Annotated in this window: 20 protein-coding genes; 6 read left to right on the top strand and 14 right to left on the bottom strand. The window is 72.9% G+C overall.

The features are described from left to right. The first annotated feature begins 11 nt into the window (after window positions 1-11). Window positions 12-1445, top strand: coding sequence for an NCS2 family permease (locus M1D56_RS01425; protein WP_456285255.1), 1434 nt, complete (start codon window positions 12-14; stop codon window positions 1443-1445). 3 nt (window positions 1446-1448) lie between these two features. Here the strand turns inward: M1D56_RS01425 and add are convergent, their stop codons facing one another. The 12 genes from add to M1D56_RS01365 all read right to left on the bottom strand — a co-directional run bounded on the left by add (window position 1449) and on the right by M1D56_RS01365 (window position 15343). After that, window positions 1449-2483: an adenosine deaminase gene (gene add / locus M1D56_RS01420; RefSeq protein ID WP_456284446.1), complete on the bottom strand. Its 1035-nt coding sequence runs from the start codon at window positions 2481-2483 to the stop codon at window positions 1449-1451. 20 nt (window positions 2484-2503) lie between these two features. Then, the gene (locus M1D56_RS01415; protein WP_456284445.1) at window positions 2504-3340 is read right to left on the bottom strand and encodes an ABC transporter permease; all 837 of its coding nucleotides are present in this window, start codon (window positions 3338-3340) and stop codon (window positions 2504-2506) included. After that, window positions 3337-4221 (bottom strand): ABC transporter permease, encoded by an 885-nt coding sequence (locus tag M1D56_RS01410; protein WP_456284444.1) that lies wholly within the window; start codon window positions 4219-4221, stop codon window positions 3337-3339. Before M1D56_RS01410 ends, M1D56_RS01415 begins: the two co-directional genes overlap by 4 nt. Continuing rightward, window positions 4211-5023, bottom strand: a complete 813-nt coding sequence (locus M1D56_RS01405; protein ID WP_324012915.1) for an ABC transporter ATP-binding protein — start codon at window positions 5021-5023, stop codon at window positions 4211-4213. The genes M1D56_RS01410 and M1D56_RS01405 overlap by 11 nt, the downstream gene beginning before the upstream one ends. Before the next feature lie 66 nt (window positions 5024-5089). Next, entirely contained in the window at window positions 5090-6148 is a 1059-nt protein-coding gene (locus M1D56_RS01400) for an ABC transporter substrate-binding protein (protein ID WP_456284443.1), read from the bottom strand. 116 nt (window positions 6149-6264) lie between these two features. Continuing rightward, a complete protein-coding gene (locus M1D56_RS01395; protein ID WP_456284442.1) occupies window positions 6265-7557 on the bottom strand; it encodes an allantoate amidohydrolase in 1293 nt (430 codons plus the stop codon). Continuing rightward, window positions 7554-8798, bottom strand: a complete 1245-nt coding sequence (locus M1D56_RS01390; RefSeq protein ID WP_455969097.1) for a pyridoxal-phosphate-dependent aminotransferase family protein — start codon at window positions 8796-8798, stop codon at window positions 7554-7556. The genes M1D56_RS01395 and M1D56_RS01390 overlap by 4 nt, the downstream gene beginning before the upstream one ends. A gap of 46 nt (window positions 8799-8844) precedes the next feature. Next, entirely contained in the window at window positions 8845-10422 is a 1578-nt protein-coding gene (locus M1D56_RS01385; protein WP_456284441.1) for an AtzH-like domain-containing protein, read from the bottom strand. Next, complete coding sequence (locus M1D56_RS01380) at window positions 10415-11572, bottom strand: acetamidase/formamidase family protein (RefSeq protein WP_456284440.1); 1158 nt, start codon at window positions 11570-11572, stop codon at window positions 10415-10417. Before M1D56_RS01380 ends, M1D56_RS01385 begins: the two co-directional genes overlap by 8 nt. Beyond that, window positions 11569-12921, bottom strand: a complete 1353-nt coding sequence (allB, locus tag M1D56_RS01375; RefSeq protein ID WP_456284439.1) for an allantoinase AllB — start codon at window positions 12919-12921, stop codon at window positions 11569-11571. The genes M1D56_RS01380 and allB overlap by 4 nt, the downstream gene beginning before the upstream one ends. Continuing rightward, window positions 12918-13670, bottom strand: a complete 753-nt coding sequence (locus M1D56_RS01370; protein WP_324012927.1) for an aspartate/glutamate racemase family protein — start codon at window positions 13668-13670, stop codon at window positions 12918-12920. Before M1D56_RS01370 ends, allB begins: the two co-directional genes overlap by 4 nt. Further along, window positions 13670-15343: an NCS1 family nucleobase:cation symporter-1 gene (locus M1D56_RS01365; RefSeq protein ID WP_456284438.1), complete on the bottom strand. Its 1674-nt coding sequence runs from the start codon at window positions 15341-15343 to the stop codon at window positions 13670-13672. Before M1D56_RS01365 ends, M1D56_RS01370 begins: the two co-directional genes overlap by 1 nt. Window positions 15344-15519: 176 nt before the next feature. Between M1D56_RS01365 and M1D56_RS01360 the strand changes: the two genes are divergently transcribed. From M1D56_RS01360 to pucL, 4 genes are read left to right on the top strand one after another with little or no spacing between them, the layout of a single operon-like run. Beyond that, window positions 15520-16143 (top strand): helix-turn-helix domain-containing protein, encoded by a 624-nt coding sequence (locus tag M1D56_RS01360; protein WP_324012930.1) that lies wholly within the window; start codon window positions 15520-15522, stop codon window positions 16141-16143. 52 nt (window positions 16144-16195) lie between these two features. Continuing rightward, complete coding sequence (uraD, locus tag M1D56_RS01355; protein ID WP_456284437.1) at window positions 16196-16741, top strand: 2-oxo-4-hydroxy-4-carboxy-5-ureidoimidazoline decarboxylase; 546 nt, start codon at window positions 16196-16198, stop codon at window positions 16739-16741. Next, window positions 16738-17049, top strand: a complete 312-nt coding sequence (uraH, locus tag M1D56_RS01350) for a hydroxyisourate hydrolase (protein ID WP_324012933.1) — start codon at window positions 16738-16740, stop codon at window positions 17047-17049. Before uraD ends, uraH begins: the two co-directional genes overlap by 4 nt. A gap of 3 nt (window positions 17050-17052) precedes the next feature. Then, on the top strand, window positions 17053-17970 hold the full coding sequence (gene pucL, locus M1D56_RS01345) for a factor-independent urate hydroxylase (RefSeq protein WP_456284436.1): 918 nt from the start codon (window positions 17053-17055) through the stop codon (window positions 17968-17970). A 245-nt stretch (window positions 17971-18215) separates the two neighbouring features. Here the strand turns inward: pucL and M1D56_RS01340 are convergent, their stop codons facing one another. Both M1D56_RS01340 and M1D56_RS01335 read right to left on the bottom strand, forming a co-directional pair. Beyond that, entirely contained in the window at window positions 18216-19724 is a 1509-nt protein-coding gene (locus M1D56_RS01340) for a nucleobase:cation symporter-2 family protein (RefSeq protein WP_456284435.1), read from the bottom strand. A gap of 78 nt (window positions 19725-19802) precedes the next feature. Beyond that, the gene (locus M1D56_RS01335; protein WP_282979267.1) at window positions 19803-20330 is read right to left on the bottom strand and encodes an adenine phosphoribosyltransferase; all 528 of its coding nucleotides are present in this window, start codon (window positions 20328-20330) and stop codon (window positions 19803-19805) included. Between the two features lie 81 nt (window positions 20331-20411). On the opposite strand from M1D56_RS01335, the gene M1D56_RS01330 reads away from it, so the two are divergent. After that, the gene (locus M1D56_RS01330) at window positions 20412-20546 is read left to right on the top strand and encodes an LAETG motif-containing sortase-dependent surface protein (RefSeq protein WP_271173421.1); all 135 of its coding nucleotides are present in this window, start codon (window positions 20412-20414) and stop codon (window positions 20544-20546) included. Window positions 20547-20551: the final 5 nt, after the last annotated feature.

Genomic DNA, 20551 nt, shown 5'->3' with positions numbered 1-20551 from the left:
ATGACCCTATGATGAGCACCCCTGCGCCCCGCGGCGCCCTCGACCGCTTCTTCCGCATCACCGAGCGCGGCTCGACCGTCGGCACCGAGATCCGCGGCGGCCTCGTCACCTTCTTCGCGATGTCGTACATCGTGGTGCTGAACCCGCTCATCATCGGCACGTCGGCGGACGGCACGGGAGAGTTCCTCGGCGGCGGCGACGCTCCGAACCTCAGCATGATCGCGTCGGCGACCGCTCTCATCGCGGGCATCATGTCGATCCTCATGGGCGTCGTGGCGAACTTCCCGCTCGCGATGGCGGCGGGCCTCGGCCTCAACGCGGTCGTGACCTACTCGATCGCCGCGATCCCTGGCGTGACCTGGGCCGACGCGATGGGCGTCATCGTGATCGAGGGCCTGCTCATCCTGCTCCTCGTGCTCACCGGGTTCCGCGAGGCCGTCTTCCGAGCCGTCCCGACGCCGCTGAAGACCGCGATCGGGGCGGGCATCGGCCTGTTCATCACGCTCATCGGCCTCGCGAACGCGGGCTTCGTGACCGGCGACGGCGCGACCATCCTCGCCCTCGGCAACCTCGGCACGTGGCCGATCCTCGTCTTCGTCGTGGGGCTCGTCCTCGCGATCGTCCTGCGCGCGCGCCGGGTGAAGGGCGCCATCCTCATCTCGATCCTCGTCGCGACCGCGCTCGCGATCCTCCTCGAGAACACCCTCCACATCGGCGCGCGCGGCGACGAGAACCCCGGCGGCTTCAACTCGCCCCCGACGTTCTCGGGCGTCATCGCCGTGCCCGACTTCTCCCTCATCGGGCAGTTCAACCTGCTCGGCTCGGTGCAGAGCATCGGCATCGTCACCCTCGTGCTGCTCGTCTTCACGCTGCTGCTCGCCGACTTCTTCGACACCATGGGCACGATGGTCGCGATCGGCGCCGAGGCGAAGCTGCTCGACGCGAACGGGAACCCGCCGCGCACGAAGCAGATCCTCATCGTCGACTCGCTCGGCGCCGTCGCGGGCGGCGTGGGCTCGGTGTCCTCGAACACCGCCTTCGTCGAGTCGACCGCGGGCGTCGGCGACGGCGCGCGGACCGGCCTCGCGTCGGTCGTCACCGGCATCGCGTTCCTGCTCTCGACCCTCTTCGCGCCGCTCGTCGCGCTCGTGCCCTACGAGGCCGCGGCCCCCGCGCTCGTGCTCGTCGGCTTCCTCATGCTCACGCAGGTCGCCGGCATCGACTGGAAGAACATCGAGGTCGCCCTGCCGGCCTTCCTCACGATCGTCATCATGCCGTTCACGTACTCGATCGCCGACGGCATCGGCGCGGGCTTCATCGCCTACATCATCGTGAAGCTCGCCCGCGGCAAGGTCGGCGACGTGCACTGGCTCATGTGGCTCGTCGGCGCGCTCTTCGTCGTGTACTTCACGATCGAGCCGATCCGGGCGCTGCTCGGAGCGTAGCGCTCACTCCGGCAGCGGCACGCCGTGCGCCTGCGCGCAGTCGACGACCGATGCGATGTAGGCCGCGCGGCGCGCGGGCGTGAGCCACGCGGCCTCGAAGGAGTTGATCGCGAGCCGGGCGAGGTCGGCGGCGGAGAGATCCGCGTGCTCCGCGAGGGCGACGTAGTTGTCGGCGACGTAGCCGCCGAAATAGGCCGGATCGTCGGAGTTGACCGTCACCCGCACGCCCTCGCGCAGGAGCTGGACGATCTCGTCCGCCTTCATCTCCTCGGTCACGAACGAGTTCGATACGGGGCAGGTCGTGAAGCCGAGCCCGCGCTCGCGGGCGACGGCGACGAGCGCCGGGTCCTCGACGATGTTCGTGCCGTGGTCGATGCGGTCGACGCCGATCTCCTCGATCACCTGGCGGATGTGCTCGATCGAGCCGGGCTGGTCGATGTCGCAGTGCATCGTCGTGAAGAAGCCCTCCGCCTTCGCACGGGCGAACACCTCGGCGAACTTCGCCGGCGGGTTGCCGCGCTCGTCCGAATCGAGTCCGACCCCGATGATCCAGGCACGGTAGGGCAGCGCCTCCATGAGGGTCGACATCGCGTGCTCCGCCGTGAAGTCGCGGAGGAAGCAGAGGATGAGCTCGGCCGAGACGCCGAGCTCATCCTGCGCGCGCACGACCGCACGGCGGTAGCCGGCGATGACGTCGGCGAACGGCACCCCTCGGCTCGTGTGCGCCTGCGGGTCGAAGAACATCTCGACGTGGACGACGCCCTGCTCCCTCGCCTTCTGGAGGTACGCCCACGCGAGATCGTGGAAGTCGTCGGCGGTCTGCAGCACGGTCATCGCGGGGTAGTACACGGCGAGGAAGCTCGTCAGATCGGTGAAGTCGTAGCTGGCGACGACGTCCTCGACGGTCTTCTCGACGAGCGCGATGCCGTTGCGGGCGGCGAGCGCGAACTTCAGCTCCGGCTCGAGGGTCCCTTCGAGGTGGAGGTGCAGCTCGGCCTTCGGCAGGGCGCGCGCGAACGCGCGGAGGTCGGTGGTCATGGGTTCCCTTCGATGCGAGCTCAGGCGCGATCCGCCATGCCCATCCGGGCGAGGACGACGGACTCGACGACGGCCACGAGATTGTAGATCACGAGGGCCGCGGCCGTGACGAGCACGACCGCCGACCACAGGGCGGAGAACTGCGCCTGCGAGCTGTACGCGCCCACGGCTCCGCCGATCCCGCCGCCTACCGCGAGCCACTCGGCCAGCAGCGCGCCCGTGATGGCCCCCGGCACCGAGATCCGCACGGCGGCGAGGAGCGAGGGCAGCGCGCTCGGCAGCGCGACCTTCCGCAGGGCCGTCCACGCCGATCCGCCGTAGACGTGGATGACGTCGCTCATCTGCGGAGAGACCTGTCGCAGCCCGAACACGATGTTGACGAGCGCCGGGAACAGCACGACGATGCCGCCGATCACCGCGACGGTGGCCGCGCTGCGCCCGAACAGGAGGATGATGACGGGCGCCATCGCCACGAGCGGCACCGAGCGCAGCAGCATCGCGAGCGGCATGAGCGCGTGCTCGAGCCCCCGGCTCAGCTGGAACCCGATCGCGACGAGCAGCGCGACGACGAGCCCCGCGACGAACCCGATCGCGGCGTCCTGGAGCGTGGTGACGAGCTGGCCCATCAGCAGCGCACGGTTCTCCGCCGCCTCGGGTGCCGTGACGAGGAAGGTCCAGACGTCGAGCGGCCCCTTCCCGACGTAGGGCGACACGCCCGTCGCCCACAGCAGGCCCTGCCAGAGGACGAGCACCGCCGCGAGCGTGAGGCCGAAGGTCGCGAGACTCGATCCGAGCGCGCGGAGGGTGGCCCTGCGCGCCTCGCGCCGGATGTCCGCCGCGGCGCCGCCCGCGCTCATGCCGCGCCCTTCGCCCAGGGCGCGACGAGACGCGCCACGACGCCGAGGAGCGCGAATCCGGCGAGCGCGACGAGACCCGACACGAGCGCGAGGCCCCACACGCGCGGCGCGTCGAGGCCCTGCTGGGCGGCGATCATCGCCGGGCCGACGCCCGACTGCACCTTGCCGAAGAACTCGCCGAGCACCGCGCCGAGGAAGGCGGCCGGCACGGCGACCTGGAGGGCGTTCAGAGCGGATGGCAGCGCCGCGACGATGCGGACCTTGCGCAGCTGCATCAGACGCGAGCCGCCGTAGACGGTCACGACGTCGAGAGCGGAGCGGTCGGCGGCCTTGAGGCCGAGCAGCGTGCTCACGACGGTCGTGAAGAACACCGACAGCGCCGCCAGGAACACGGCGTTGCCCGCCGGCTGCCCCGCAGGGGGCACCGGGATGATGACGACGAGCACGATGCCGATCGCGACGATCGGGATGCAGTAGGTCAGGATCGCGAGCTGCATCACGAGGCCCTCGAGGCGCGGCACGACGAGCACCGCGGCCGAGAGCACGAGGGCGATGGCGTTGCCCCACAGGTACCCGATGCCGGCCTCGGCGAGGGTGACCGCGAAGTTGCGCGCGTAGAAGTCCCATCCCGCCGAGACGATGCCGACCACGACCTCCGGCGGCGTGGGGACGGCGCGGACGCCGGCGCCCACGCCGGCGAGCGCGGTCTCGGCGAGCACCCACCATGCGATGACCACGCCCACCAGCCCGATCGCGCCGACGAGCCAGGACGGGAGGCGCACGTCCTCCCACGCGATGCGCGCGCCGCGTCCGTCCGGGGCCTGGGCCGCAACCGCCGCGAGCGCGTCGCCCGAGCCGCCGCCCACCCCGTCAGCGCTCATCGTCGCCCCCTCCGAACAGGAGCTCCGATGCCTGGTCGACGTACGCGTGGAACTCGGGCGTGCGCATGAGCTCGGGGGTGCGCGGCCGCGGCAGGTCGATGTCCATGACCGCCTTGACGCGCCCGGGCCGAGGGCTCATCACCGCGACCTTGTCGCTGAGGAAGATCGCCTCCGAGATGCCGTGCGTCACGAGCAGGGTCGTCGCGGGCTTCTCGGTCCAGATGCGCAGCAGCTCGAGGTTGAGCCGCTGCCGCGTCATGTCGTCGAGCGCGCCGAAGGGCTCGTCGAACAGCAGCACGTCGGGCTTCAGGACGAGCGAGCGCGCGATCGAGACGCGCTGGCGCATCCCGCCGGAGAGCTGCGCGGGGCGCGCCTTCTCGAAGCCGGTGAGGCCGACGAGATCGATGAGCTCGCGCACGTAGTCCCTGTCGACAGGCCGGCCGGCCACCTCGAACGGCAGCTGGATGTTGGCCTGCACGCTGCGCCACGGCAGCAGCGCCGCGTCCTGGAACGCGATGCCCAGCCGGTTCTCGCGGCGCAGGTCCTCTGGGCTGCGTCCGTCGACGAGGATCGTGCCGCTCGTGGGCTCCTCGAGGCCCGCGAGGATCCGCAGGATGGTCGACTTGCCGCACCCGGACGGTCCGAGGAGCGAGAGGAACGCTCCCCGATCGGTGTGCAGGTCGGCGTCCTGCAGAGCCACGACGCTGCGGCGCCCCGAGCGGAACACCTTGTTCAGCCCCGTGATCTGCAGCCCGGTCCCCGCCGTCGACGCGGGGATCGCGGGGATGGCCGTGTCGGTCACGTGTGCTCCTTGGGTTGTCGGGATGCCGGGAAGGGGCCGGCTGGGTCGGCCGGCCCTTGGCTGCGCTCAGCCGGCGTACGCCACGAGGTCGGGATTCTCCTCGTAGACCTCGGCGAGGAGGCTCATGTCGAACAGCTCCTCGGCGGTGACGTCGATGCCCGCCCCCGCAAGGCTCGCGATCGTGCGCTCCTGGAGCTCCTCGCTGATCGTGAACAGGCCGCTCTCCTCGGTGTCCGCCGAGACGACCAGCGCGTTCTGCGCCTCGGAGCCCGCGAGCGTCTTCTCCGGGTCGAGGTCGAGATCGGTGCCGTACTCCTCCATCGCGAGGTCGGCGCCGCGCTGCGGGTCGGCGAGCGCGTCGGTCCAGCCGCGGATCTCGGCGACCAGGAACGCCTTGAGCATCTCGCGCTCGGTCTCGATCGTCTCGTCCGTGACGGTGACCGTCTCCGCCACGAACGGCAGGCCGTTGTCGGCGAAGGCGAGGTTGACCGTGTCGAGCCCCGCGAGGTCGAGCGTGATGGCCTCGTTCGTGAGGTAGGCGATGAACCCGTCGACCTCCCCGTTCACGAGGGGCGCGGGGTCGTACTGGACCGGCACGACCTCGACCTCGGCGGGGTCGATGCCGTTGGCCGCGAGGAGCGCCTGGAAGAGCGACGTGTTCGAGTCCTGCACGCCGATCCGCTTCCCGACGAGGTCGGCCGGCGTGGCGATGTTCCCGCCGTCGGCGAGGGAGAGCACCGTGAACGGGTTGGCCTGGAAGGTCGCGCCGATGATCTTGAGCGGGGCGCCCTCGTTCGCGATGACCGTGCCGACCGCGGCGGAGTCGCTGAGCGCGATGTCGACGCTTCCGCTCAGCAGCTCGGCGGTGCCGGTCGAGGGGCCGGGCACGAGGTTCACGGCGTCGAAGCCGGCGTCCTCGTAGTAGCCCTCGCTGTCGGCGATGTACTCGCCCGCGAACTCCTCGTTGAGGATCCAGCTGAGCTGCAGCGAGATCTCGCCGAAGCTCTCATCGTCGCCGGCGGCGCCGTCGGCGGGCTCGCCCGCGCATCCGGCGAGCACGAGCGATGACAGGGCGACGACCGCGGCGGATGCGCCGAGCCGGGTACGAAGGGATGAAGCGGGCATGCGGGTCTCCATCTGCAGGTGGTGGTGCTCTCGGGTGAGTACTCGGCGACAGTACGGGCCTCAGATTTCGCCGACGTGCGCGCCTGTTGCGCCGGTGTTACGCGGCAGGACGCCGGTCAGCTCGGCTCGGCGCCGCGGTGCGCGACGGCCTCCGCGAGCGCGCGGATGCCGAGCGCGACGTCGCCGCCGAGGACGGACTCGGCCGGATGGTGGCTGACGCCGTCCGCATTGCGCAGGAAGAGCATCCCGACATCCGTCAGCGCGCCCAGCGTCATCCCGTCGTGCCCGGCCGGGCTGAACAGCGACGCCGGCTCGGCGCTCGCGACGCTCGCGCGGATGCCCTCGCGCACGACGTCCTGCAGAAGCGGTGCGCAGAAGAGCGCGGGGGCGCTGTGCACCTCGCGCGCGTGCCAGCGGAGCCGTCGCCTGCCCATGATCTCGTCGAGCTCGCGGGAGATCCGCTCCCACACGCGGTCGCGCGCGCCGTCGAACTCGCCGCGCAGGTCGATGCTCATCCGCGTCTCGCCGGGGATGACGTTCACCGCCCCCGGGAACGCCTCGAGCTGCCCGACGGTGCCGATGATGTGGTGCTCCGATGAGCAGACGCGCTCGACGGCGAGAGCCGCCTCGCTGGCTCCGAGGAGGGCGTCGCGCCGCATGTCGTAGGGCGTGCCGCCCGCGTGACGGGCCTCGCCCTCGACGACCACCTGGAACCGCCGCGCCGAGGCGATCGACGACACCACGGCGAGCGGCTCGTCGCGCCGATCGAGCTCGGGCCCCTGCTCGATGTGCGCCTCGAGGTAGCCGACGAGCTGCCCGGGGGCGCGTGCGGCGTCGCGGATGGCGGCCGCGTCCAGTCCGAAGGCGCGGTGCGCGTCGCGGAGCGTGATCCCGTCGGCGTCCTCCAGGTCCCACCAGGCGTCGTCCCAGGTGCCCGCGACGGCCGACGACCCGAGCAGCGCGCGTCCGAAGCGCGTGCCCTCCTCGTCGGCGAACGCCGCCACCTCGATCCCGAACGGGAACGGCGACCGCCACCCGCCGTCCGCCGACGCGACCCGGAGGATGCGCACGACCTCGATCGCCATGAGCACGCCGACGATGCCGTCGAAGCGCCCCGCGTCGATCACGGTGTCGAGATGCGAGCCGAGCATGAGCACGGGCGCGTCGGGATCGGCCGCGGGGAGGAGCCCGAGCTGATTGCCCGCGGCGTCCTGCCGGGTGGTCATCCCGACCTCGCGCATCCACGCGTCGGCGAGCGCGTTCACCCGCGCGTGCTCGGGCGAGAGGTACACGCGCGTGATGGCTCCGCTGTCGGCGCTGATCCGCGCGAGCTCGTCGCAGCGCGCCATGACGCGGCGGGCAGCCGCGGCGATCTGCTCGGTCGAGAGCGCGAGTCGCGAGGCGATCATGCGAGCACCTCCTCGCGCACCGCGGCGCGGAAGACGTCGCCGGCTGCCTCGACCCCGCCGCCCGCAGCGACGGCGACGCCGAAGCGGCGCAGGACCGCCTCGAGCGCCGCGAGCGTGACGAGCACCGCGTCCTTGCGCGCGTTGTAGCCCATCGTGCCGATCCGCCAGACCCGGCCGTGCAGCGGCCCGAACGACGTGCCGATCTCGACGCCGAAGTCGTCGAGCAGCGCCTCGCGCACGGCGTCCGCCGGCACGCCATCCGGGACCTCGACCGCGACGACGTTGTTCATCCGGTGCGCGACATCGCCGAAGACGCCCAGCCCGAGACCGCGGACTCCTGCGAGCATCGCGGCGCCCGCCAGCCGGTGCCGCTCGATCACCGCCTCGCGCCCCTCCTCGAGGAGCACGGCCGCGCACTCCCGCGCCGCGTAGAGCATCGAGGTCGCCTCGGTGTGGTGGTTGAGGCGTCGCGGCCCCCAGTAGTCGAGGATCATGCCGAGGTCGAAGTAGTTCGTGCGGACGAAGTCGGCGGCGCTCGCGTCGGCGTCCTCGCGGATGCCCGCCTCGACGCGCGAGCGCGAGCGGATGACCGACACGGCGCGCTCCGAGAGCGTGAGCGGCGCCGAGCCGCTGGGCCCGCCGAGGCACTTCTGGAGCCCCGCGGTGGCGGCGTCGACTCCCCAGGCGTCGGCGAGGAACGCGTTCCCGCCGAGCGAGGCCGTCGCGTCGGTGTAGAAGAGCGCGCCGTGCCGCTCGCAGATCGCGCCGATCTCGTCGAGCGGCTGGTTCATCGTCGTGGAGGTGTCCCCCTGAACGAGCGCGAGAACCGCGGGCTTCACGCGCGCGACGGCCTCCTCGATGAGCGAGGTCGGCACCACCTGGCCCCACGGGACCTCGACGACGTGCACCTCGGCGAGCGCGCGCTCCGCGATCTCCGCGAGCAGATGCCCGAACCGCCCGAAGACCGGCACGAGCACCCGGTCGCCCGGGCGGATGAGCGACATGAGCGCCGCCTCGATGCCGGCGCGCGCGGTGCCGTCGACGAGAAGCGTCGCGTCGTTCCGCGTCGCCCACACGCGACGGTAGAGCTCCTGCGTCTCGCGCATCGTCGCGGTCATGAACGGGTCGTACTGCCCGACGAGCTGCGCCGACATCGCGCGCAGGACGCGCGGATACGCCGAGATGGGGCCGGGGCCCATGAGGAGGCGGGCGGGCGGGTCGAGCGGGGCGGTGATCGTCATGATGTGCTGCTTCCGAGTGGGGCGGTCGGGAGGGGACGGCGCGGGCTCACGACACGGCGTCGGCGAGCGCCCGCGCCAGGCGGACGAGGGAGAGGTCGGAGCCGGCCCGCCCGATGAGCCCCACCCCGACGGGAGCAGGACCGAGGGCGGACGGGACGGTCAGGAGCGGAGCCGAGATCGAGGGCGCTCCCGCCACCGCGGCGGGAGCCGTGAGCCGGAGGGTGGCGGTGCGGATGGCGTCGATCTCGTCGGGCTCGGCGGTGCGGGACGGCGCGGGGCCGGGGACGACGGGGAGGATCAGCACCGCGTCTCCGACGAGCGCGCGCACGCGCGCGGCGAACGGGCGCAGCTGCTCGCGCGCCGCCTGCTCGGCGAACGGGGTCACCTCCGCCGCGGCGGCGAAGCGGGCGGCGACGGCTCCGCCGAGCGCCCCGGGATGCGCGTCCAGCCACGCCCCGTGCACTCGCCAGGCCTCGGCGGCCTGGACCGTGCGGAACCGCTCGTGGCAGGCCGCGAGGTCGCCGATCGAGACGCGCTCGATCGGCGCGGTGCGGCCGAGCGCCGCGAGCAGCTCCTCGAACGCCTCGCGCACGGCGGGCTCGGCGAGCTCGAGCGCCTCGACGGGGACGCGGAAGCGCCACGGCAGCGGCGCCTCGGCGTCGCCGTCGAGGCACCACGAGGCCACCCGCTCGAGCGTCTCGCCGTCGCGCGTGAGCCATCCGACCGTGTCGAACGCGGGCGCGAGCGGCAGCACGCCGCGTCGCGGGACCCGGCCGTGCGTGGTCCGCACCCCCCACAGCCCCTGATAGGACGCCGGCACGCGGATGGAGCCCGCGGTGTCGGTCGCGAGGCCGATGTCGGCCTGGCCCAGCGCGACGGCCGACGCGGGCCCGCTCGACGACCCGCCGGGGAGAGCCCCGGGGAGGGCCCCGTTCGGCGGGGTGCCGTAGTGCGCGTTGTCCCCCGCGATCGAGTAGGCGAACTCGTCGGTGCGCGCGATCCCGCGCAGCGCAGCGCCCCCGCCGAGCAGGGTCGACACGGCGGGCGCGGTCGTCGTGGCGGGCCGCGCCTCGTCGAGGTAGGCGGGATTGCCCGCGCCGATCCTGCTCCCGGCGATCGCGAAGAGGTCCTTGACCGCGAACGAGAGGCCCGAGAGGGGGCCGTCGGCCGCCGCCGGCGCGAGGGGCTCGCCGACCTCGCGCCAGATCGCGCGGTCGAACGCCCGCGGCCGCGAGGAGACGTGCGCCGCGACGATGCGCCACCCTGCCGCCCTGCGGCGCCAGACCTGGGTCTGCAGCCCTCGCCCGCCCGCGTCGAAGCGCGAGACCGAGACGAGCAGCGCCGTCCCGTCGGCGAGCGGACGGTGCTCGATCCGCTCGATGGCGCGCGGCGCGACCCCGCCCCGCTGCGCGCGGAACGCGCTGATCGCGTCGTGCCCCACGAGGAGGCCGCTCTCGTCTCCGCGCAGCGTGTCGGGGGCGTCGTCGAACCACGCATCGAGCGCATCGAGGTCGTTCGCGACCACGGCCCGCTCGTACGCGTGGAACGCGTCGAGCAGCTCGGCCGGAACCGTCTCGTCGCCCGGGATCCGCGGTGGCGCCTGCACGGCCGTCGCGTCACGCATCGGCGGCCTCGATCGCGGCGAAGTCGGCCTCGCGGATTCGCGCGTGCACGCCGCACACGACGTCGACGACCTGCGAGATGTCGAAGTCGACCGCCGCCGACAGGTAGGCGTAGGCGAGATGCTCGTCCATCCCCCATCGCGCCTGCAGAAGCGCGATCGCCTCCGTCGTGCACGCCCGCATCGCCTCGTCGAGATCCGGGTCGAGGCCCGTCGGGACGAGGTGGTCGGCCGTGCGCACGAGCGGGCCGGCGATGCGTCCGAAGGCGCGCTCGGCCGCGGCGGCGGGCACGACGTCGAAGCGGAGGGTCGCCCGCAGCGAGGCCTCGAGCGCCGTGAGCGCGACCTCGCCGTCGCCCTGCGCGAAGTGGGGGTCGCCCACGTACGCGAGCGCGCCCTCGACCTGCACGGGGAGGTAGAGCGACGAGCCCGCCGTCAGGAGGTTGATGTCGATGTTGCCGCCGTGCGCACCGGGCGGGACCGAATGCGCGCGCTCCGGCCCGGCCGGCGTGACGCCCATCGTGCCGAGGAACGGCGCGAGCGGGAAGACGACGTCGCGCGCTCCGCCCTCGGTCGCGGGGAGCGCTCCGACGAGGCGGCCTGCGCGCTCCTCGACCGGGGCGAAGACGCTGACCGTCCGGCCGCTGCGCGGCAGCACGCCGGGCAGCGCCCCCTTGCCGTGTCGATTCGAGATGACGCCGTACGGAACCCGCGGCTCGAGCGCGACGACGGTGATCCGGAGGAGGTCGCCCGGCTGCGCGCCCTCCACGCGGATGGGACCGGTGACGACGTGCGGGCCGTCGGCGACGGGGTCGCGAGGCACCGATGCGGCGATCGCGACCGCGTCGTCGAGGACGGCGCCCGCGGGGACGCCGTGCTGCGCGAAGAACGCGACCGGGTCCTGGCCCTGGTCGGGCAGCAGCCCCTCGTGGCTGACCGTGTCGACGATGATCGTCTCGCCCGACGCGATCGTGAGGACGGGCTCGTCCTCGCCGCTCGGGAGCCGCCCCCACCGCACGGTCTCGGGCGACGACGTCAGGTACGTCGCGCCGTCGGGCAGGCCGCGACCGGGCTGCAGGATCGGGATGTCGGCGAAGCGCGCCGGCGCTGCGGCCGCTCCGAACCGGTTCCGCTCGGCGGTGTCGATGGTCATGCGCTGGCCTCCGTCAGGGTCGCGGTCGTCGTGGGGGCGAGCACCTCGTGCCCGCGTCGTGCGCGCAGTCCGGTGCCGTGCGCGTGGATGAGCTCGCCGTGCAGGTAGGTCTCCCGGACGATCCCGCGCAGACGCGCGCCCTCCCACGGCGACATGGGGTTCCGGTAGGCGAGCGATGCGGCATCGAGCACGTACTCGGCCTCGGGGTCGAACACGACGAGGTGGGCCGGCGCCCCCGGGGCGATGCGGCCGCGGTCGCCGAGGCGCACGAGGTCCGCTGGCCCGGTCGTGAACGCCGGCAGGATGGCCTCGAGCGGCAGGCCCCGGCGGCGCGCCTCGGTCCACACGGCCGACAGCCCGGTCTGCACACCCGCGATCCCGCCCCACGCGAGCCCGAGGTCGGCGACGCCCTTGAGATCGAAGGTCGCGGGCGAGTGATCGCTCACGATCGCCGCGATCGTGCCGTCGAGGACGCCCGCCCACAGGGCGTCCTGGTTCGCGCCGTCTCGGATCGGCGGGCAGCACTTGAAGCGGCCCTGGCCGTCCGGCAGCTCCTCGGCGCGCAGGGTCAGGTAGTGCGGGCACGTCTCCACGGTGATGCGGACGCCGTCGGCGCGGGCCGCGCGCACGAGGTCGAGCGCCTCCGCGGCCGAGACGTGCACGATGTGCACGCGGGCCCCGGTCCGCCGGGCCGCCTCGATCACGAGGCGGATCGCCTCGACCTCCGCGCGAGGAGGGCGGGATGCCACGAAATCGGTGAACACGGGGCCCGCGGCGTCGGACAGGTGCTCCTCGAGCTCGGCGTGCGCGATGAGCAGGCCGTCGCGCGCGGCGAGCTCGGCGAGAGCCGTCTCCAGCTGAGCGGCGTCGAGGTGCCCGAACTCGTCGATCCCGCTCGGGGCGAGGAAGCACTTCACCCCGACGACCCCCGCGTCGAGCAGAGCGCCGAGGGCGCCGAGGTTCTCGGGCACGGCGCCGCCCCAGAACGCGACGTCGACCGCGAGCTTGCCGACCGCGGCCCGACGCTTCGCGGCGAGCGCGGCGGGCGTCGTCGTGACGGGCACCGAGTTGAGCGGCATCTCGACGAGCGTCGTCACGCCGCCCGCGGCGGCCGCCGCCGTGCCGGTGGCGAAGCCCTCCCACGCGGTGCGCCCCGGCTCGTTGAGGTGCACGTGGCTGTCGACGAGGCCAGGGAGCAGCACCTCCGCGTCGGCGAGCACGACCTCGGCGTCGGGGTCGTACGGCTCCACGCCGGCCACGAGGCCGTCGGCGATGCGCACGGTGGCGGCCGCGAAGGCGCCGCCCACGAGCACGCGCCGCGCGGCGATGGCGGAGACGGGGCCGCTCATGCGGTCACGCTCCCCGCGACAGCCGCGTCGCGCGCCAGGGGCTCGCGGTGCGGCGGCGTCGCGTACTCGTCGCGCTTGCTCGTGCCCACGCCCATCCGCGCCATCGCCGAGACGAGCCCGACCGCCGCGGCGACGCCGTCGACGACCGGGACGCCCACGCGCTCGGACAGGTGCGCGCAGAGGTCGGCCATGCCCGCGCAGCCGAGCACGACGGCGTCGGCGCGGTCCTCCCACGCGACGCGCTCGCACCACGCGGCGATGCGCTCGACGGCCGCGGGGTCGGCCTCCTCGAGGTCGAGGACGGGGATGCCCGTGCCGTAGGCGGCGACGCACGCGCGCTCGAACCCGTAGCGGAGCACGAGGTCCTCGGCGCGGCCGAGCGTGCGCGAGAGCGTCGTGACGATCCCGAAGGTCCGCCCGGTGAGGGCGGCGACGTGCATAGCGGCCTCCGCGATCCCGACGACGGGTGCGTCGACGAGCTCGCGCGCGGCGTCGAGGCCGGGGTCCCCGAAGCACGCGACGATGTAGCCGTCGCTGCCGCCCGCCGCCTGGTCGCGCCGGATGGCGTCGACGACCGCGGCCGCCGCGTGCACCTCGTCGAGGTGGCTCTCGATCGCGGCCGGGCCGTCGCCCTCCGCGGGGCACACGGCGACGACCTCGACGTCGGGGGCGGCGGCCTCCCGGGCCGCGGCGGCGATCTTGGCCGTCATGGCCCGGGAGGTGTTGGGGTTGATGAGGGTGATGCGCATCAGCGGACCTGGGCGTCCTCTTCTTCGTCGGAGGCCGCGAGCGCGGCCTCGGCCTGCGCGACCGCCAGCGAGGCGGTCGCGGTGTCGGGGTACTCCTCGAGCACGTCCTCTGCCGTGCCGTCGGAGACGCCGGCGGTCTCGCCGTCGAACACGGGGACGGTCGGTCGGGCGCGCTCGAGCAGCGTGAAGATGGCGAAGCCGAGACCGCACCCGATGAACCACGTGAAGTCGCCGATCGCGCCCCACGCGGGGTCGATCGCTCCGGCGAACACGAGGGACTTGGGCACGATCGCGAGGAGGATGGTCGGCACGCCCGCGCCCGCGACCGCCCACAGCGCGTTCGGGTTGTAGCCGCGGCGATACCAGTAGGCGCCCTGCTCGGACATCGTGTACATGTCGTCGACGCGGATCCGCTGACGCGCCACCACGTAGTACCCCGCGATGAGGATGCCGAACAGCGGGCCGATGAGGGCCGACAGGATGCCGAGCGTGTAGTGGATGGCCTGGTCGTTCGCGTACCAGTTCCAGGGCGTGAGGAGCACCGACCCGACGGCCGCGATCATCCCGCCCATCCGCCACGAGATGCGGTGGGGCGCGACGTTCGAGAAGTCGAACGCCGGCGAGATGAAGTTCGCGACGATGTTGATGCCGACCGTGGCGGTGACGAAGGTCAGACCGCCGAGCAGGATGGCGAACCAGTGGTCGATGCGCTCGACCGTGTGGATGGGGTCGGTGATGAGCTCGCCGAAGACCGGCACGGTCGCCGACGCCGTCACCACCGTGAGGATCGAGAAGAAGAGGAAGTTGACGGGCAGGCCCCAGAGGTTGCCGCGCTTCACGGCGCGGAAGCTGCGGCCGTAGCGCGCGAAGTCGCCGAAGTTCAGCATCGGCCCCGAGAAGTACGACACGACGATCGCGATGGCGGAGAGCATGACGGGGATCGAGGCCCACAGGTCGAGGGGCTCGCCGCTCGAGAGGTCGAGGCTGATGTTCTCCCAGCCCGCCTGGCTCACGAGATACACCGCGAGGACGATCATCACGACGTACACGGCGGGGCCCGCGAAGTCGATGAAGCGGCGGATGGCCTCCATGCCGTTCCAGAAGACGGCGGCCTGCGCGACCCAGAGGATCGCGTACGAGATCCATCCGAGCGCGTCGAGGCCGAGGAAGCTCGGCTCGAGGAGCGCGGCCGACGCCGGGATGAACTTGAGGAAGACGATGGTGAGGGACTCGGCGGCGAGGTACGTCTGCACCCCGTACCAGGCGATCGCGATGACGCCGCGGACGATGGCCGGGATGTTCGCGCCCTTGACCCCGAAGAGGAAGCGGTTGACGACGGGGTAGGGCACGCCCGTGCGCTGGCTCGGCTTCGCGACGAGGTTCGTGAAGAACTGGACGATGAGGATGCCGACGACGAGGGCGACGAGGACCTGCCAGCTCGCGATGCCGAGCGCGAACAGGGAGCCGGCGGTGACGTAGCCGCCGACGGAGTGCACGTCGCTCATCCAGAACGCGAAGATGTTGTAGCTCGTCCAGCGCTGGCGGCGCAGCGGGGCGAGGTCCTCGTTGGCGAGGCGGGGGTCGTAGCCGGGGCGCATGTTGCCGGAGCCGATGGGGTGGCCCGCGGCCTCCACGACGTCCTGCGGCCGGGTGGGGGAGCTGCTCTGCGACACGATGGTGCCTTTCGAGAGGAGGATGCGGTGTCGGTGGTGCTCCGGCCGATGGAGGCTTGCCGGACGAGAGGCGTGGTGTGAAGTTATCCCTTCACGTTTCCCGCGCCGTGTCCCTCGTGTTTCGGCGGCGTAAATCCCGACGGCGGCTCGCTCGCGGCGCGGGCTAGCATGTCGGCGTGACCCTCTCGGCCCCCGGACCCGCTGCCGGCGTCGGGGACGCACCCGACCCGCGCACCCTCGTGGGGCGCCGGCTCCGCGAGGCCCGGACGCTCACCGGGCTCTCGGTCTCCGCCCTCGCCCGGCGCCTCGGGATCTCGACGAGCGCGGTCTCGCAGATCGAGCGCGGCGTCATGCAGCCGAGCGTCTCGCGCCTCATCGCGATCACCGACGCCCTCGGCGTCCCGCTCGCCACGGTGCTCTCCGGCTCGGTCGCGACGGGGCCCGACGACGGGTCGTACGCTCTCGAGCGCGCCGCGGACGCCGCGTACCTCGAGCTCGGCGGAGGCGTCGTCTTCCGGCGCCTCGCTCCGGGTGACAGCCCCGGCATCGACTACTTCGAGTCGATCTACCCGCCCGGCAGCACCGCGTCGTCGAAGGACCAGCTCTTCCGCCACGAGGGGTACGAGGTCGGCGAGGTGCTCTCCGGCGAGCTCACGATCGACTTCTCGGACGAGGTCGTCGTGCTGCGCGCGGGCGACACCATCCGGTATCCCTGCGACAAGCCGCATCGGCTGCACAACACGGGCGATGAACCCGCCGTCGCCCGCTGGCTCATCGTCCATCCGCCCTCGGCCGACTGAGCGAACCACCCCGCGTTACCGCGCCGAAATACGCCGCCCCTAGCGTGGCGGCATGCTCCTGGAGGACTTCGACCGCGCACCCGCTCCCGACGCCGCGGCGGCCGCGCGGGTGTGGGCGGATGTCCCGAGCTGGGTCGACGCGCTCGTCGCGTCCCGACCGCACGGGTCGCTCGATGCGCTGCTCGCGAGGGCGGCCGAGGACGCCGCGACCTGGGGTGAGCGCGAGCTCGACGCGGCGCTCGCGCGCCATCCGCGGATCGGCGATCGTCCGACGGGAGACAGCGCGGAGGCGGCCGCCTCCCGGCGCGAGCAGGCGGCGATGGCCGACGCCGACGCCGAGGTCGCCGCGCGGATGGCCGAGGGCAACGCGGCCTACGAGGCGCGCTTCGGCCGGGTGTTCCTCATCCGCGCCGCGGGCCGCTCCCCCGTCGAGATGCTCGGCGAGCTCGACCGCCGGCTCGCGAACGACGACGCCGCCGAGGTCCGCGAGGCGTGCGGGCAGCTCCTCGAGATCGCCCTCGCCCGCATCCGCGCGGCCTTCGCCGCGCCATCCGAGACCGCGCCATCCGCCGCGGCGCCATCCGAGGAGACCCGATGACCGAGCTGACGACGCATGTGCTGGATGCCGCGAGCGGACGCCCCGCGGCCGGCATGGCCGTCGCCGTGCGCACCGCGGGCGCCGTCGTCGCGACGGCCGCGACCGACGCCGACGGGCGCGCGGCGCTGGGAGCGCTCGGCGCGGGCGAGCACACGCTGGTCTTCGACACCGGCGCGTGGTTCGCGGCGCGCGGCGTCGAGGCGTTCTATCCGTCCGTCGCCGTCGCCTTCCGGGTCGACGGCGAGCCGCACGCGCACGTGCCGCTCCTGCTGAGCCCGTTCGCGTACTCCACCTATCGAGGGAGCTGATCCATGAGCGACGTGTCCGTGCACCTGGGACCGCACAAGTACGGCAAGGCCGAGAACCGCCTCGTGCGGATCACGCGGGACACCGCCCGGCACGAGATCGAGGACCTCACGGTCACCTCGCAGCTGCGCGGCGAGGCGTTCGCCGACTCGTTCCTGACCGGCGACAACGCGAAGGTCATCGCCACCGACACGCAGAAGAACACGGTGTTCGCATTCGCGAAGACGCACGGCGTGGGCTCGCCCGAGCGCTTCCTCTCCCTCCTCGCCGAGCACTTCACGACCGAGTTCGAGTGGGTGGAGGGCGGGCTGTGGCAGGCCGAGCAGCACGTGTGGGAGCGCATCGCCGTCGACGGCTCCGGCCACGATCACGCGTTCGTCCGCACGGGGCGCGGCACGCGGCTCGCCGCCGTCCAGGTCGCGGATGGCGGCACCCACGTGCTGGGCGGCGTGAAGGACCTCGTCGTCCTGAAGTCGACGGGATCGGAGTTCCGGGGGTTCCCGAGGACGCCGTTCACGACCCTCCCCGAGACCGACGACCGCATCATGGCGACGTCGGTCACGGCGCGCTGGCGCTTCCTGCCCGAGGCGGTCGCGGAGGGCGTGGACTACAACGGCGTGTACGAGGAGGTCACGGCCGTGCTCCTCGAGCGGTTCGCCGTCGTGCACTCGCTCGCCCTGCAGCAGACCCTCTTCGCGATGGGGCGCGCGGCGATCGAGGCGCGACCCGAGCTCGCGGAGATCCGCTTCGCGATGCCGAACCGGCACCACTTCCTCTACGACCTCGCGCGCTTCGACCTCGAGAACGAGGGCGAGGTGTTCATCGCCGACGACCGCCCCTACGGGCTCATCGAGGGGACGGTCGTGCGCGACGGCGTCGACGACGCGCCCGCGGCCTGGGCCGACGTGCCGACGTTCATCTGACGTCGGCGCCGCTCCTCGGTCTGCCCCTCCCTCCAGTCCGTCGTCCTCTCTTCTCCCCCGCCTCTCTCGCCCAGGTCGCACTCCGCGTCCCCAAAAGCCCCCTTACGGACGCGAAGTGCGACCCCGGCGAGACCCTCCCCGCCCAGGTCGCACTCCGCGTCCCCAAAAGCCCCCTTACGGACGCGAAGTGCGACCTGGACAAGACCCTCCTCGCCCTGCCCGCCCCGCCCGCCGAGGGCGGCCGTTCAGCGGCCGGGGTCGCCCTCGGGCGCGACGACGTGCGCGTCGACGGGGTTGCCCTCCTTGTCGACGGCCGGCAGCTCCTGACCGCTCTCGTCGCGGAACCGCACAGGGGTGAGACCGGCCCCCACCGCCTCGGAGGAGACGAGGGCGATCGCGGCGGTCGAGCGCACGCCGTCATACGACCCCACGACCGGGTCGGCGCCGTACCTCTCCTTCGCCGAGCGCGAGTTCAGCAGGAGGTTGAGCAGGATGGCCGCGATCGCGCCCGCAGAGATGCCCGAGTCGAAGATGAGCGTGAACGCGTCGGGGAAGCGCGCGTAGATCTCCGGCGCGACCGTCGGCAGCAGGGCGATGCCGACCGAGACCGCGACGACGAGCACGTTGCGGTTGTCGAAGCGGACCTTCGCGAGCGTCCGGATGCCGCTGGCCGCGACCATCCCGAACAGCGCGATCCCCGCGCCGCCGAGCACGGCCCGCGGGACGCCCTCGACGATCGCCGAGACCGGCGGCAGCAGGCCGAGGACGACGAGGATCCCGCCCGCCATCGTCGCGACCCAGCGCGAGCGCACGCCCGTGAGCGAGACGAGCCCCACGTTCTGGGCGAACGCGGTGTAGGGGAAGGTGTTGAAGACACCGCCGATGACGGTGCCGAGCCCGTCGGCGCGCAGCCCGTCGGCGAGCTGACGACGGCCCACGGGGCGCTCCACGATCTCGCCGACGGCGATCATGTCGCCCGTCGTCTCGGTCATGATGACGAGGCCCACGACGAGCATCGAGACGACCGAGGCGATCTCGAAGGTCGGCAGTCCGAAGTGGAACGGCGCGACGATGCCGAACCACGCCGTGTCGGCCACGCCCGACCAGTCGACCATCCCGGGGACAGCGAGTGCGGCGAGGGTGCCGACGACGAGCCCCAGGAGCACGGAGATGCGGGCGAGCGCCCGCGGAGCGAACCGCTCGACGAGGACGATGAAGAGCAGGGTCCCGGCCGCGAAGGCGAGGTTCAGCGGGTCGGCAGCGCCGTCCTCCGCGCCGTCGATCACCCATCCGGCCGCGACGTCCATGAGGGACAGGCCGATGATGAGGATGACGGTGCCGGTGACGAGCGGCGGGAAGAAGCGCAGGAGCTGCGAGAAGAACGGCGCGACGAGGATCATGAAGAGGCCGCAGGCGATGGTCGCGCCGTAGATCGCCGTGATGCCGTGCTGCGTTCCGATCGCGATCATGGGGCCGACCGCGGCGAAGGTGACGCCCTGCATGAGCGGCAGGCGCACGCCGAACCGCCAGAACCCGATCGACTGCACGATCGTCGCGATGCCCGCGACGAAGAGGTCGGCGCTGATCAGGTACGCGAGGTCGGCGCCGCCGAGGCCGATCGCGCCGCCGACGATGAGCGGGACGGCGACGGCGCCCGCGTACATTGCGAGCACGTGCTGGAGGCCGAGAGGGAACAGCCGCGCGAGCGGCGGGATCGAGTCGACGGTGTTCGCGTCGCGGGAGGAGGTCGTCATGCCGCGACGCTAATGACGCGGTGTTGCCTCGGCGTTTCGTGAAGGAGTCACTTCATGACGAGCGCCTCACGCGCCGCGTCAGGCGGACTCGTGCGCCGTGAAGAGCGTGTGCACGTCGCCCGCGACGGCCCGGCCGCCCAGATCGACGAGCTCGAGCACGACGGCCGACCCGGCCACCTCGGCGCCGAGGTCCCGGATGAGCTGCTGGGCGGCCGCGAGTGTCCCGCCGGTCGCGAGCACGTCGTCGAGGAGCAGGACGCGCTCCCCCGGCTTGAGGACGCCCGGCGCCTCGATCGCCGCCGACCCGTACTCGAGGTCGTACGACACGGCGGCCGCCGGCTTGGGCAGCTTCCCGGCCTTGCGGATCGGCAGCACACCGACTCCGGCGACGGCTGCGACATACCCCGCGAGCAGGAACCCGCGCGCCTCGATGCCGCCGACGATGTCGAACCGGCCCTCGAACGGCTCGACGAGCGCGGCGCACGCGACGCGGAGGGCCTCGGGGTCGGCCAGCAGCGGCGAGATGTCGCGGAACAGGATGCCCGGCTCCGGGTAGTCCGGGGTGAGGTCGATGAGCGATTCGGCACGGGCGAGGGCGTCGTTCACCTGCCCAGGCTACCGGCGCCGCCTGGACGGCCGCGGGGGCGGTGCTCCCGGTTCGGGGCGGGCATGAGGCAGACTGGGCGCGTGACGACGACCCTCCTCTCCGCTTCGACCGCGCTGGCGAGCACCGGCAACGACCTCGTGCCCTGGATCGTGGGCGGCGCCGTGGTGCTCGTGCTCGCGGGCGCCGGGCTCCTGGTCCTCCGCCGCCGGCAGTGACGCGC

The organism is Microbacterium sp. JZ101, from assembly GCF_053903175.1.
This window is presented reverse-complemented; position numbering and strand designations above follow the sequence as displayed.

Excerpts from the sequence above, each read along its gene's own strand:
- M1D56_RS01395 (WP_456284442.1), bottom strand. The coding sequence starts at position 7,557 with ATGATCGCCTCGCGACTCGCGCTCTCGACCGAGCAGATCGCCGCGGCT.
- M1D56_RS01340 (WP_456284435.1), bottom strand. The coding sequence starts at position 19,724 with ATGACGACCTCCTCCCGCGACGCGAACACCGTCGACTCGATCCCGCCG.
- M1D56_RS01425 (WP_456285255.1), top strand. The coding sequence starts at position 12 with ATGAGCACCCCTGCGCCCCGCGGCGCCCTCGACCGCTTCTTCCGCATC.
- M1D56_RS01415 (WP_456284445.1), bottom strand. The coding sequence starts at position 3,340 with ATGAGCGCGGGCGGCGCCGCGGCGGACATCCGGCGCGAGGCGCGCAGG.
- M1D56_RS01370 (WP_324012927.1), bottom strand. The coding sequence starts at position 13,670 with ATGCGCATCACCCTCATCAACCCCAACACCTCCCGGGCCATGACGGCC.
- pucL (WP_456284436.1), top strand. The coding sequence starts at position 17,053 with ATGAGCGACGTGTCCGTGCACCTGGGACCGCACAAGTACGGCAAGGCC.
- M1D56_RS01410 (WP_456284444.1), bottom strand. The coding sequence starts at position 4,221 with ATGAGCGCTGACGGGGTGGGCGGCGGCTCGGGCGACGCGCTCGCGGCG.
- M1D56_RS01380 (WP_456284440.1), bottom strand. The coding sequence starts at position 11,572 with ATGACCATCGACACCGCCGAGCGGAACCGGTTCGGAGCGGCCGCAGCG.
- allB (WP_456284439.1), bottom strand. The coding sequence starts at position 12,921 with ATGAGCGGCCCCGTCTCCGCCATCGCCGCGCGGCGCGTGCTCGTGGGC.
- add (WP_456284446.1), bottom strand. The coding sequence starts at position 2,483 with ATGACCACCGACCTCCGCGCGTTCGCGCGCGCCCTGCCGAAGGCCGAG.
- M1D56_RS01400 (WP_456284443.1), bottom strand. The coding sequence starts at position 6,148 with ATGCCCGCTTCATCCCTTCGTACCCGGCTCGGCGCATCCGCCGCGGTC.
- uraD (WP_456284437.1), top strand. The coding sequence starts at position 16,196 with ATGCTCCTGGAGGACTTCGACCGCGCACCCGCTCCCGACGCCGCGGCG.
- M1D56_RS01385 (WP_456284441.1), bottom strand. The coding sequence starts at position 10,422 with ATGCGTGACGCGACGGCCGTGCAGGCGCCACCGCGGATCCCGGGCGAC.
- uraH (WP_324012933.1), top strand. The coding sequence starts at position 16,738 with ATGACCGAGCTGACGACGCATGTGCTGGATGCCGCGAGCGGACGCCCC.
- M1D56_RS01390 (WP_455969097.1), bottom strand. The coding sequence starts at position 8,798 with ATGACGATCACCGCCCCGCTCGACCCGCCCGCCCGCCTCCTCATGGGC.